Origin of the sequence: Treponema sp. (genome assembly GCF_045657965.1) — a bacterium.
In the GTDB taxonomy this organism is placed as follows: domain Bacteria; phylum Spirochaetota; class Spirochaetia; order Treponematales; family Treponemataceae; genus Treponema_D.
On record NZ_JAZOUG010000320.1, the window covers coordinates 1 to 12,672 of the forward strand.

11 protein-coding genes are annotated in these 12,672 nt (G+C 39.1%); 9 read left to right on the forward strand and 2 right to left on the reverse strand.

Features of this window, described 5'->3' with window-relative positions:
* On the reverse strand, positions 1-464 hold a 464-nt coding region (locus ACKI5B_RS12115), incomplete at its 3' end, for a cupin domain-containing protein (RefSeq protein ID WP_407429121.1).
* Positions 465-565: 101 nt separating this feature from the next.
* Between ACKI5B_RS12115 and ACKI5B_RS12120 the strand changes: the two genes are divergently transcribed.
* From ACKI5B_RS12120 to ACKI5B_RS12135, 4 genes are read left to right on the forward strand one after another with little or no spacing between them, the layout of a single operon-like run.
* On the forward strand, positions 566-1,996 hold the full coding sequence (locus ACKI5B_RS12120) for an MATE family efflux transporter (protein WP_407429123.1): 1,431 nt from the start codon (positions 566-568) through the stop codon (positions 1,994-1,996).
* Positions 1,997-2,017: 21 nt separating this feature from the next.
* Positions 2,018-3,121, forward strand: coding sequence for a chorismate synthase (aroC, locus tag ACKI5B_RS12125; RefSeq protein ID WP_407429125.1), 1,104 nt, complete (start codon positions 2,018-2,020; stop codon positions 3,119-3,121).
* A gap of 49 nt (positions 3,122-3,170) precedes the next feature.
* Positions 3,171-4,868 carry a DUF5312 family protein gene (locus ACKI5B_RS12130; protein ID WP_407429127.1) on the forward strand — a complete coding sequence of 566 codons (1,698 nt, stop codon included), beginning with the start codon at positions 3,171-3,173 and terminating at the stop codon, positions 4,866-4,868.
* Positions 4,868-5,800, forward strand: coding sequence for a purine nucleoside phosphorylase YfiH/LACC1 family protein (locus tag ACKI5B_RS12135; protein ID WP_407429129.1), 933 nt, complete (start codon positions 4,868-4,870; stop codon positions 5,798-5,800). Before ACKI5B_RS12130 ends, ACKI5B_RS12135 begins: the two co-directional genes overlap by 1 nt.
* On the opposite strand, the gene ACKI5B_RS12140 is transcribed toward ACKI5B_RS12135, so the two are convergent.
* Complete coding sequence (locus ACKI5B_RS12140; protein ID WP_407429131.1) at positions 5,791-6,942, reverse strand: glycoside hydrolase family 88/105 protein; 1,152 nt, start codon at positions 6,940-6,942, stop codon at positions 5,791-5,793. The genes ACKI5B_RS12135 and ACKI5B_RS12140 overlap by 10 nt on opposite strands.
* 147 nt (positions 6,943-7,089) lie before the next feature.
* Here ACKI5B_RS12140 and argS point away from each other — a divergent pair, with 147 nt between their 5' ends.
* The 5 genes from argS to ACKI5B_RS12165 all read left to right on the forward strand — a co-directional run.
* Entirely contained in the window at positions 7,090-8,931 is a 1,842-nt protein-coding gene (gene argS / locus ACKI5B_RS12145) for an arginine--tRNA ligase (RefSeq protein WP_407429133.1), read from the forward strand.
* Between the two features lie 9 nt (positions 8,932-8,940).
* Entirely contained in the window at positions 8,941-9,510 is a 570-nt protein-coding gene (yfcE, locus tag ACKI5B_RS12150) for a phosphodiesterase (protein WP_407429135.1), read from the forward strand.
* Positions 9,511-9,564: 54 nt separating this feature from the next.
* Entirely contained in the window at positions 9,565-10,062 is a 498-nt protein-coding gene (purE, locus tag ACKI5B_RS12155; RefSeq protein ID WP_407429137.1) for a 5-(carboxyamino)imidazole ribonucleotide mutase, read from the forward strand.
* 90 nt (positions 10,063-10,152) lie between these two features.
* Complete coding sequence (gene purM, locus ACKI5B_RS12160; protein ID WP_407429139.1) at positions 10,153-11,244, forward strand: phosphoribosylformylglycinamidine cyclo-ligase; 1,092 nt, start codon at positions 10,153-10,155, stop codon at positions 11,242-11,244.
* 32 nt (positions 11,245-11,276) lie between these two features.
* Positions 11,277-12,672 (forward strand): energy-coupling factor transporter transmembrane component T family protein (locus ACKI5B_RS12165; RefSeq protein ID WP_407429141.1); only part of this gene is annotated, 1,396 nt, incomplete at its 3' end.

A 12,672-nucleotide genomic window follows, 5' to 3' on the forward strand; every position in this document is an offset into this window, starting at 1 on the left:
GCACGGGAAATCAGTTCAAAGTTATTTTTCTTTTCTGAAAGTTCTACGGTCAGTCTTTGAAAAAGAATATTCATTGTCTCAATTTCTTTTTCATCAAGCTGGATAAACGGCTCTAAAGTTGAGAGAATCGAATTTATTTCATCAAAATGATTTTTTCTGAGAACAAAATCACTGTGACTTTCATTAAAAATATTATAAAGAGAGCAGGTTTCTCCTTCAGGATTAATAGCCCTGTGCAAAACTCCCGGTGCAACAATCAAAAAAGTACCGGCTTTAGCCTGAACGGTCTTGTTTCCGTAAAAAAAAGTACGCTCTCCACTGATTATGTAAAGAATTTCCCACCATGGATGGAAATGTCTGCGGGGATTTGTTAGCGCCTTCGTTTTTTTTATAAAAGTAAACCCCAGTTCATCAGAGGAAAAACGAAAATCAGAATCCTTCTCAAAAATTTCATTCTGCATCATAAAGAAAGTATACTTCAAAATATCAAAAAGTGCATAAAAATACTAAAAAATGCAAAAATTTGTACAGATTTTAATCTATGTGCCTTATAAAATATAATTACATGGAAAATACCACAAAGAATATAGAAAACAGACCGCTTCTCTCAGAAAAAGAAAATTTACGCAGAAATCTCATGCTTTCGGGAAATCAGCTTAAGGCTATTCTGACAATTTCTTTGCCTCTTGTTTTTTATGCCTGTGTGGGACAGATTTTTCAGCTGATTGATACTTTTATTGCTTCAAGCATGAGCGCAGGCACAATTTCTACTGTAAGTTTTGTAAATCAGCTTGAAAAAATGATAATGGCTGTTTCTTCTGCCCTTTCTATCGGCGGTGGTGTAATGATTGCCCGTTCTTTCGGTTCAGGCGACATGGAAAAAGTAAAAAGCCAGATATCCACACTTTTTTTTCTTGCAGTCTTTACAGGTCTTGCCATTTTTGCAATTATCGTGCCTCTGATGTACCCGCTTTTAAGCCTTCTAAAAATGCCGGAAGAACTTCTTGCTCAGGGAACAATTTATTCTGATTTAGTTGTAGCAGGTACGCTTTTTCAGTTTATAAACATAATTTTCTTTGCTGTACAAAAATCGCGCGGAAGCACAAAAATCATCATGTGGGGAAATCTGCTGGTTCTCTTCATTAAAACTTCCCTTAATATTACCACAATCCGGCTGATTGAACATGGTTTTTTCGCCCGTGAAAACGGCATTTATTTTCTTCCGCTTGCCACAATAACTGCGCACTTTACCCTCACAGTAATCGCGCTTATAAACCTGACTTCAAAGAAAAATCCTTTCAGATTAAGCATAAAAGCCTGCCAGTTTAAAAAGTTTTTTTTAGCACCACTTGCAAACTTAAGTATTCCTGTCTTTCTTGAAAAATTTATTTTTGCATTCGGAAAAACGCTCGTCAATTCGCTTTGTGCAACAATGGGAACAACTGTCGTAGGTGCATTAGGTGTAAGCGACAGAATCTGCGGACTTGCTACTAACCCGATTTCAGGCTTTCAGGAAGCAGAATCAAGCCTGGTTTCAAATAATCTCGGAAACAAAAATGTCCGCCGTGCAATTTCATTTTTTTACCGTACACTCATTCTTACAATGAGCTATGTTGTAATATTTTTCATTCTTACCGGCATTTTCCGTCTGACTATAATAGGTGCCTTTGCTAAAGGAAACGCAGATTTTGCCGGCGAAATAGATCTGATTTACAAATGGGAAAGGCTTGATACAATCCTCATCGCTGTTAATTCAAGCGTCATGGGACTTTTATACGGCTTTGGAAAAACAAAAATCAGCATGATTTTAAATATCGCACGTCTTTTCGTTTACAGGATCCCGGTTTTACTGATTTTTATGAAAATTCCTTCTCTTTCACAGACAGTCGGCATCTCTGGTGTTGGCATGGCAATGTGCATTTCAAACGCCCTCACAGGCCTTACTGCAGGCATTGTAGCAATTGTATTTATCAGAAGGGAGATGAAAAACTTCTGACAATCTGATATAATTATTTCCATGGCACAGAATACAATCGGAACAATTTTTAAAGTTACAACATTTGGTGAAAGTCATGGAGCAGGTCTTGGCTGTGTTATAGACGGAGTTCCTGCCGGAATTAAAATTGACGAAAACCGCATCCAGCAGGCATTAGACAGACGAAAGCCGGGGCAGAATTTCGGCGGAAAGAACAACGCTTCTGTCACAGCAAGAAAAGAAGACGATAAAGCCGAAATTTTAAGCGGGATTTTTGAAGGAAAAAGCGAAGGCACACCGATTGGAATTGTCATCAGAAATACAAGCCAGCATTCAAAAGACTATGGAAACCTTGCCTCAACTTTCAGGCCGGGACATGCTGATTTTGCCTTTTTTGAAAAATACGGTTTCCGTGACTATCGTGGCGGTGGCAGATCAAGCGGACGCGAAACGGCAGCCAGAGTCGCAGCAGGCTCTGTCGCACTGCAGATTCTTGAAAATCTGTGCAACATAAAAATCACGGCCTGGACAGAACGGGCAGCCGGCATTTCTATTAATAAAGTCGATTTTTCTGAAATTGAACAGAATGCCCTTCGAGCACCAGATAACGAAGCTGCTGAAAAAATGAACGCAAAAATCGAAGAAATCAGAGCTAATAAAGACAGTGCAGGCGGAATAATTGCATGCCGGGTTACAGGTCTTCCTGCCGGCTGGGGAGAACCGGTTTTCGGTAAACTGGATGCAGAACTTGCTAAAGCAGTTGTAAGTATTGGAGCTGTAAAGGGAATTGAATTCGGAGCAGGATTTGCCGCAAGTGATTCAACAGGAAGCCGGAATAATGACAATATGCGTACTGCTGCAGACGGAAATGTAATTTTTGAAAGCAATAATGCCGGAGGAATCACGGGCGGGATTTCAAACGGAAACGATATTTTCTTCCGCGTGGCCGTAAAACCTGTTCCAAGCATTTTTCAAAGCCAGAAGACAATTTCTGTAGACGAAGCAGGACTTTTTACAGACAGTGATTTAGTAATTGAAGGAAGACACGATGTCTGCCTTTGCCCGAGAATCATTCCTGTAATCGAAGCTATGACGGCAATTGTTCTTGCAGATCTGGCGTTACAGAACAGGGCGGCAAAAATTTAACAGTTTAATTTTGCTTGTTATTAGAATGTTTTTCATATAGAATAGCGCTATGGAAACGCAGGATTCTTTTTCACGAATGGCAACCGGAATCTCAGATGAAGAGCGTCAGAGTATTCTTGAAAGAATGAAAATCTCAAATCAAGAAGAAATAATCTCGTCTGTAGATGAAGATTTGCCAATGAATGACGAGCCGATTCAAATTCAAATCAAAAAAGAAACCTTTCTTTTCCGTTTTTATATCTGGTTAAAATCAGTTTTAACAAATACAAACATCGAAACTCTTTACAACGAACATAAAATCTTTTTAATATCACGCAATGTTGAACGTAATTATCCGGGAATAATCGATTACAGACGCGGGCTCTTTCTGGATGCATTCTACAATGAACTTACAGAACTAAAGTCATGTGCATCATTTTTCAGACCCTATATGTCGCCAGTCGAAAACAGTGACGGAGATTTCTATGTTTTATTAAGTTCTTTCGTAATTCCAGAACTTACAGCCGAAATCGAAGAAAATACTGATCCAAAAAAAAATGCAAAAGATAAAGAAGCAAAATCCGAATACAGGGTTTCGCTTTTGCGCAAAATGGAAGATTTGTTCGAAAACATCGACTCATCACAAAAAGCCAAAATGTATATGGCCGTTAAAACCGCAGAATGGCTCAGACATTTTACAAGAATTCCATTCACAAAATTTTTGACACTGTTTACATCCTCAGCAAATAATCAGTTTACCTGCCCTTTTGACAGATTTTCAGAAGATTTCGATCAGATGGGCAGAATTTTATGCAATAATCTTGAAATCTCAGATGAACTTCTGGAAGCACTTCATGTTTTCTCACTCAAAGAGCGGAAAATTCAGGATACAGACGAAGCAAATCAGGAAGCATCCGTTTTTCTGGAAAAGGCACACTCCAGCGTACAGCTTTTAACCACTTTTATCAGAAATATTCCGGTCCGCTCACTCGGCTGTATTGTTCATAATGATTTTCAGTGGCAGCTTCCGTTTATTTCCGGTGGTGAAGACTGGTTTGTTAGATTCAAAAATTCCTGGAAAAAACTTTTTGAACAGAAATGGGCTGTCTGGGAAAAAGAATGTAAAAAAGAATTCCTTAAGTCAAATCTGAAAAATAATTTCGGATTAGATGAATTCCCATTGCTTGATTTCCGGCCATGGGCAGAAATTTGGGGCGGCATACATTTCAGATATGAACTTACAGCAGGTTTTTTAAACTGGTTTATGAAAGAAGGGTTCTTAAAGTCAGAACTTGTATTAAAAAAGCTGCAGACAGAAGGTTCATTCAAAAGAAAAGAAAATCAAACACAGCTTTATGAATCTTTCAATACACTCATATCATTATCAATTTCACTGCAGGGATTATTACGCAATCTTTCTCCAAACGGTGAATTGGGCATGGTTATGAACAAGCTTAAAGAAGAGCACCTTAAAACACTGCAGATTCAGACAAAAGCTGAACAAATGGTTCGTAAAATTGAATCTGATGTCGCTACAATGCTGCATCAGTTCGGAGAAGCCACAAGAACCATAAACCGCGTTCTTGCAGGAATTTTGGGAAAATCAAAAGAACCGAAATACGAAACAATTACAAATCTTAACAAATTAAATTCCAAAAATGAAGAAGATTATGTCATTCAGCTAGAAAAAACCTACACTACTTTTGTTTCAGCTCTTGATATGATTAAAAATCTTGAATCCATCGACATTCAGAAGACAAAAATTTAATGATAAACACAGTTTCATTTAAAGAAGAACTTGAAAAATCTTCTTTACAGAACACAAAATATTTCACACACCCCTTTTATTTCGACGGGATACCGCTTATTTCAGAATCAGAAAAGCACGCCCGCTGGGGAATGACACTTCTAACAGCCGGGTCAATGCGGTTCCGATGGAATGAATCAAATGAAAACCGCAGAAACACTCTCAAAACAATTCTAAATGAACTGAAAAAGCCTGTCTGTAGCGGAAACTGTTCCAGCAGCAAAGGCGAATGTGACTGTAAACTTCGCACAGTTCCGCTTGAACTCATTCACTCAAAAAAAGTTTTCCTTGCAGAGCATGAAACTGATACAAAAGACTTACAGGGGGACGGAATCATCACAAAAAATCCGCTTCTTGTTCCCACAGTCACTGTTGCTGACTGCGTTCCGGTTTTCTTATACGATCATAAAATAAAAGCGGCAGGTGCATTTCACTCAGGCTGGAAAGGAACAGGCATCGCAGAAGAAGGCGTAAAAAAAATGCAGGAAGCATTTGACTCAAAACCGGAAAACATCTCAGCCGCAATCGGTCCACATATTGGAAGCTGCTGCTATTATGTAGACAAAGAAAGAGCTGATTATTTTACAGAAAATTTCGGTGAAAACTGCATTAAAAAAGCAGAAAATCCTGCAGACTCAAAAGACAAAGAACTGATTGAACGCTTTCCTTACCGTCTTTCGCTCACTGAAGCAAATATTTTTGTTTTAAAGCAGGCAGGAATCCGTGAAGAAAACATAGTGATTGCAGAAGACTGCACCTGCTGCACAAAATTTTCCAATGGTCAGAATATTTTCGGATCCTTCAGAAGACAGGCGGCTTTCCTTCCGGCAGAAATATCTTCAGACGAACGGAGCCGCTCAATGTGCGTTCAGGCAGCTTTCTGCTATTTCTGAATTAATTTATATTCATTGTATGCCAGAATGAACGGTCCGACACCTTTTGCATCATCTTTGACAACCGGTTCACTCAGATAATAAGCGACAGTTCCATCACGACGGCGGTTCTTTTCCGGACCAAGACCTGCAACCAGACAAATTCCACCTAGACTCAGTTCACCGTTTTCAGTTTTAAGGTATTTTTCGCAGATTCCTTCAAATGCTTTAATTCCGGCTTTTCTGTATTCAGCTTCATTCGGTGTTCCTGTTAAAATTTCTGTCCGAAGGCCTTTAAGAAGCGAATATGCAAAAATTGAAGTTCCAGAAGTTTCAAGATAATTACCCTCAACTTCAGAAAGAGCCGGAAGCTGATACCACATTCCGCTTTCATCCTGAATTTTCAGCATTGCGTCCTGAAGATTGATAAACATCTGTTTTAAATGATTCCAGTTTTCACTGCCTTTATCTGGAGCGTGATTTAAAGTGTCAAGCATTGCCATGCTGAACCAGCCAAGCGCACGAAGCCAGAAATTCTGACATAATCCGGTATTTTTATCGCACCAGAAAGAATTTTTTGATGAATCATAACAATGATAGTAAAGCCCTGTTTCAGAATCCTTCATAAGTTTTTCAACATTAAAGAACTGGCTGTAAATGTCATCTTTATTTTTACCGTTCTCGAATGTTGCTGTATATTCCATGTAAAACGGCAGTCCCATGTAAAGACCGTCAAGCCAGACCTGATGAGGATAAATATCTTTGTGCCAGAAATTTCCTTCTGAAGTTCGCGGCTGACCTTTTACCTGTTCGTAAATTTTTTCAAGTGCAAGGCGATATTTCTGCTTTTTTGTAAGTGAATAGAGAGGGAAAAGATTTTTACCACCGTTGATTGAATCAATATTCCAGTCATCTTTTGAAAATCCGTCGATTGTTCCATCATCCTGAATGCGGTAATCTTCGTAATAATCAGCAAATTTAAGGAATTTTTCGTCTTTACTTGTGTCGTAGAGCTCAAGAAGAGCCATTATCATACAGCCGTCAATGTAATCCCAGCCTGATTTAGACCCCGCCCTTGCTTTTTCGATATTCCAGACAGGAATTTCGGCGGTTGATTTTGTCATTAAATCATCGATGTACTGGTCAATTACTTTTGTATCCACGGTAGAACTCCAATTGTTTCCTGGGACAATCCCTCCAGTTTGACAGCCAAAAAACAAAGATATTATTAAAAAACTCACTCTACTAGCAAAATTCATGTAGTTTTTTTATAATACAGTAAAAATCTTTTTTAGTGAAGAGAAATTTCTATGGCAGATGTAAAGACAGAATTCAAAAATATTTTGGCAGGCGCAATCAACAGTTTTATTGAAGGAAAGGGACTTGAAGCAGAAAAAGTCACAGCAGAAAAAATTGTTGTACAGGATTCTCCAAATCCACAAATGGGCGATATCGGTTCACCAATGTTTATGTTCGCAAAAACTCTCCGGATAGCTCCACCGCAGATTGCTCAGGAAATTGCTTCTAAGGCAGCCGAAATAAACAGCAGAAATACAAGTTCCATCGGTGAAATCCTGGCAGTAGGTCCTTATGTCAATCTCAAAATGGATAAAGCAGGTGCTATAAAGTCAATTCTTTCAAAAATTGAAACAGAAGGCAAAAATTACGGAACAATCAGTTCAAACGGCACAGTTCCTATGGCAGACCGCAAAATAATGATTGAATTTTCTTCACCTAACACAAACAAGCCGCTTCATTTAGGTCACATGAGGAACGATGCTCTTGGCGAATCAGTAAGCCGGATTTTATCAAAGGCAGGAGCTGAAGTTTACAAAGTCGATTTAATCAATAACCGCGGCATTCACATCTGCAAATCAATGCTTGCATACAAACTCTTCCACGAGAAAAACGGTGACACTCCGGAAAGTCTTGGAATGAAAGGCGATCATTTTGTTGGTCAGTGCTATGTTGAATTTGACCGCTATTTAAAAGGTGAAAAGGATAAACCGGAAACAGCTCACCCGGAAGCACAGGAAATGGCAGAAGAAATGCTCCGCAAATGGGAAGCAGGAGATGCCGAAACACATAAACTCTGGAAAATGATGAACGACTGGACATTCAACGGAGTTATGGAAACCTATAAACGCACAGGCGTTTCCTTCGATCAGTTCTATTTTGAAAGCGAAACTTATCTCAAAGGTAAGGATGAAATCCAGAAAGGTCTTGAAAAAGGTGTTTTCTTCAAAGCTGAAGACGGCTCAGTTCGTGTCGATGTTACAGAAGCCGTCGGCAAAGGCAAAGACGGCGAAGATCACGAAAAAGTTCTGCTTCGAAAGGATGGTACTTCAGTTTACATCACACAGGATATCGGAACAGCAATCAGCCGTCATTCAGACTGGGCTTTTAACGAACTCATTTATGTCGTTGCCACAGAACAGAATTTCCACTTCAAAGTGCTTTTCTACATACTCAAAAAGCTGGGCTTCGACTGGGCAAATAAACTCTATCACCTTGCATACGGTCTGGTAAATCTTCCAAGCGGCAGAATGAAAAGCCGTGAAGGCACCGTTGTCGATGCGGATGATTTAATCGACTCCCTCCATGCAGATGCACTGGCCGCAATTAAAGAAAAAGGTCGTGAAGATGAACTTGGAAACGCTGACGAAGTTGCAGAAAAAGTTGCACTTGCAGCCCTTCACTACTATCTTCTTCAGGTTTCTCCAGTCAAAGATATGGTTTTCAATCCTGAAGAATCTTTGAGCTTTAATGGAAATACAGGTCCTTATCTGCAGTACATGGGAGCGCGCATTGCTTCAATTTTGCGGAAGGCAGAAAGTGAAGGTTCTCTTCCTGCAACTGTTGAATATGCCTCAGAGGCACTTAAAACTGCGGAAGAATGGGATTTAATTAAGCGTCTTGGTGAATATCCTGAAACAGTTGCCCGTGCCGCCGAAAACAGAGATCCTTCTGTCGTAGCAAATTATCTTTATGATCTTGCAAAACTGTTCTCAAAATTCTACCAGCAGTGCCCGATTATGAGCGCAGAAGACGCAGATTTAAAAGCTGCCCGATTGACACTTGCAAAAGCAACTCTTGCTGTCTTAAAAGATGCAATGAATCTTGTGCTTGTTCCGTTCTTAAATAAAATGTAAACAGGCAATATGAAATTTCTTGTCATTTCTGACATTCATGGAAGCGCATCCTCACTTGAAACTGTTCTTGCCACATTTGAAAAGGACTGTGATGCGCTGATTCTCTGCGGTGACTATCTCAATCACGGGCCCCGTAACCCGCTTCCGGAAGGCTGGGATACAAAAAAAACAGCAGAACTGTTAAATGCACATAAAGAAAAAATCATCTGTGTACGCGGGAACTGTGATTCAGAAGTAGATCAGATGATGCTTTCTTTTCCATGTTTGAATGCATATACAACAATCACAGTCCCTGCATCATCAGCAATCCGCCGTATTTTTATTCATCACGGACACCTCTATTCACGCAAAGAACTTACAGAATGGCTTCCGAAAGGCACACTCGTAATCTCAGGTCACACTCACATCACCGAAATGGAAGAAGAAAACGGAAATTTTTATTTTAATCCAGGGTCCATTTCACTTCCAAAATGTGCTGACGGAAAAACCTGCGGAATCATCGAAGAAGATGGAAACGGAAAATTAAAAGTAAAACTTTATACAATTGACGGAAAGCCTGTTAAAGAAAACTTTTTTTAACTTTTCTGTTTTACATTTTCCTTTTTTTTGATATTCTCTTTCAGCGAGGTATCTATGAAAGTTGCAATTTTCTTCGGTTCAAAATCAGACACAGAGACAATGAAAAAGGCTGCCGATATTCTGCGCGAATTCGGCGTTGATTATAAAGCGTACATTCTTTCGGCTCACCGTGCCGGCGCTTTACTTCACGAAACTGTCAAACAGGTAGAGCAGGACGGCTGTGAAGTAATTATTGCTGGCGCTGGCTTAGCTGCTGCACTTCCCGGCGTAATCGCAGGAGCTACAACACTTCCGGTAATCGGTGTTCCACTCGAATGTATCGCCCCTGGAAAATCAAACGGCTTAGGAGGTATGGACGCACTTCTCTCCATTGTACAAATGCCTCCACAGATTCCAGTTGCAACAGTTGGTATCAACTCAGCAAAAAATGCAGCTTATCTGGCAGTACAAATTCTTTCCATCAAATATCCTGAATTAAAAGAAAAGCTGCTTGCTTTCCGAAAAAAACTTGCTGATGACGCAAAAGCAGGCGGTCTTGACGTAGAATTATAAGTCTGCATTTTTAAGCACAATTTTCCATGTATTGCGTGGAGAATGACTAATTCAGTATAATAACAAAAAAATTTCCTTTTGGAGTAAACAATGGCTGTAAATTACAAAGATTCTGGCGTTGATGTTGAAGAAGGCTACAATGCCGTAAACGAATACAAAGTTCATGCAAAACGAACCCGCATTCCTGGTCTTTTAAGTGATCTGGGAAGTTTTAACGGTATGTTCGAAATTCCAAAAGGACTTAAAAATCCTGTCATGGTTTCAGGCACTGACGGTGTTGGTACAAAACTCGACATCGCTTTCCAGATGGGAAAATACGACACAGTCGGAATTGACTGTGTAGCAATGAGCGTAAATGACATTCTCTGCTCAGGCGTTCAGACTTCTTTCTTCCTCGACTATGTTGCATGCGGAAAACTTGACGCAAAGGTTGCCGGTGAGCTGGTAAAGGGTGTTGCAGACGGCTGCGTTGATACTGGCTGTGCCCTTCTCGGCGGTGAAACTGCTGAAATGCCTGGTTTCTACGACGAAGGAAAATACGATCTTGCCGGCTTTGGTGTTGGTGTCGGCGAAAAAGAAAAAATGATTACAGGTCAAAAAATCGAAGCCGGCGACATCTTAATCGGTCTTTCTTCGACCGGCTGTCACTCAAACGGCTATTCTCTCGTCCGAAAACTTGTTTCTGATTTTAGCGAAGACTTCAACGGTAAAAAAATAGGTGAAGTACTTCTCACACCGACCCGCATTTATGTCCGCCCTGTTATGGATGTTCTCAATGTATTTGGTGAAAGCATTCACGGCATGGTTCATATTACTGGCGGCGGCTTCTACGAAAATGTTCCGCGCATGTACGCAAAAGGCAAAAATCTTGTTTCTGTAATCAAAAAAGATTCATGGGAAAAGCCGGCAATTTTTAACGAACTTATCCGCCGTGGTGCAGATTCTGAAGGCGTCTGGGGCACCTTTAATATGGGTATCGGCTTCATTCTTGCAGTCAAAGCAAGCGATGCAGATGCAATCATTGCCCGTTTCAACGAAAAGGCAGACAGCTTCCAGACAGAACCATATACAAAGGCTGGAGCCGCTCCTCTCAAAGCCTACAAAATCGGTCATGTTGAAAAAGCCGAAAAAGACCTGGGCGAAGACTTAAAAGGCAGTCACGAAGCAACAAAATTAGTGTAATTCATGTTTAATATTTCACCGAAAATTTAAACATGAAAAAAGTTTTTATCTTACTCAGCCTTACGGCATCATTAGGAATAGCGTCTGTCTTTTTGTTCACCAGAAATGACATACGCTTTTCTTTATTTTTACAGAAGTTTATAAAATCACCAGAAGAAAAAGTTCCATTAACATTAATTTCCATTGACAAAGACTTTGTTCAAAAATTTTCTTCACCCTTTGCTTCAAACTCAATCATAGAAGATGCTGTTATTGCTTCAAGAGAATTAGGCTCAACAGGCCACATAAAAGACTTCGGCTACAATAAAAGCTTTTCAAAAATATTTCCCCAGACATTAAAAACTCAGATTAATGCACAGAGAGAAACATCTTTATTCGGATTAAAAATTGTTTTACCAAATCAAAACAATCTGAATGAAGACTCAAAAACTCCTGAAAACTACAATCCACTCACACCTCAGCAGAAAGTTCATTTAATTTATAAAAAAGGCAGACAGTATTACGCTGATTCAGTTTTTGCTTCTCTTCTAGAAAACTTTGACAATTCAAATCTGCAGATTGATAATTTCTCAATTAAATTTGCAGATAAATCAATTCCACGCATTTACGATGGGTCAGTTCTTCTAAAATATCCACAAACTTCATACAAAAACTGGAACACTGTTTCTGTTTTAGAACTTTACAATTACAAAAAAAGCGAAGAAGTTTTTTACAGCTATTTAAAACTTATGTCCAAAAGAGGACTGTTCGGTGAATTGAATTCCGAAAATCCGCTGGATATTTATGAAACTGCCGAAAGCCTGAAAAATAAACCAGGCCTAAAAGATTATATTTATCTGAAAGAAAAATTTTATAAGCTTATTAACTCATATCTTTCAGGAAAACAGGAAAAAATCCTCATAGAAGAAACTGGTGATGAAGAATACCGTGAAATAATATGTAATTCATTCAAAACCTGTAAAACTCTTTTTAACAATCTTGAAGCAGAACGTAAAAATCTCATTTCCAAAATAAACGGCTCATTTTGCGTATTCGCAGTTACAGCTGATACCCTTTCAGATTTTATAAGTTCTCCAGTTGATTCAAAATTACCGGAATCACTCACAGCCTATGTTCTTGCACACATGATTTATAATGATGATTTCGTTGATTTTCTTTCTCCTCTGTTGTCTTTTTCACTTGCCGTTTTACTCTGCCTTATTTTAGCCATATTATCATTAAAAATTAAAAAAGCTTTTCCGGTAATTATTCTTGCAGCTGTATTTGTCATTATTTTCCCTGCTGCAGTAATTTTTACATACATAAAATTCAAAATTTATACCGGCTTTTTTATTATAACACCTTCCCTTTTGACTTATCTTTTATTAACAGCCATTTATGCACTAATCAAAAACAAACAGGAATGGCTTTCCCTGTCATCAAAAATTA

Coding starts and splice junctions, on each gene's coding strand:
- ACKI5B_RS12120 (WP_407429123.1), top strand. CDS start 566: ATGGAAAATACCACAAAGAATATAGAAAACAGACCGCTTCTCTCAGAA.
- aroC (WP_407429125.1), top strand. CDS start 2,018: ATGGCACAGAATACAATCGGAACAATTTTTAAAGTTACAACATTTGGT.
- ACKI5B_RS12130 (WP_407429127.1), top strand. CDS start 3,171: ATGGAAACGCAGGATTCTTTTTCACGAATGGCAACCGGAATCTCAGAT.
- ACKI5B_RS12135 (WP_407429129.1), top strand. CDS start 4,868: ATGATAAACACAGTTTCATTTAAAGAAGAACTTGAAAAATCTTCTTTA.
- argS (WP_407429133.1), top strand. CDS start 7,090: ATGGCAGATGTAAAGACAGAATTCAAAAATATTTTGGCAGGCGCAATC.
- yfcE (WP_407429135.1), top strand. CDS start 8,941: ATGAAATTTCTTGTCATTTCTGACATTCATGGAAGCGCATCCTCACTT.
- purE (WP_407429137.1), top strand. CDS start 9,565: ATGAAAGTTGCAATTTTCTTCGGTTCAAAATCAGACACAGAGACAATG.
- purM (WP_407429139.1), top strand. CDS start 10,153: ATGGCTGTAAATTACAAAGATTCTGGCGTTGATGTTGAAGAAGGCTAC.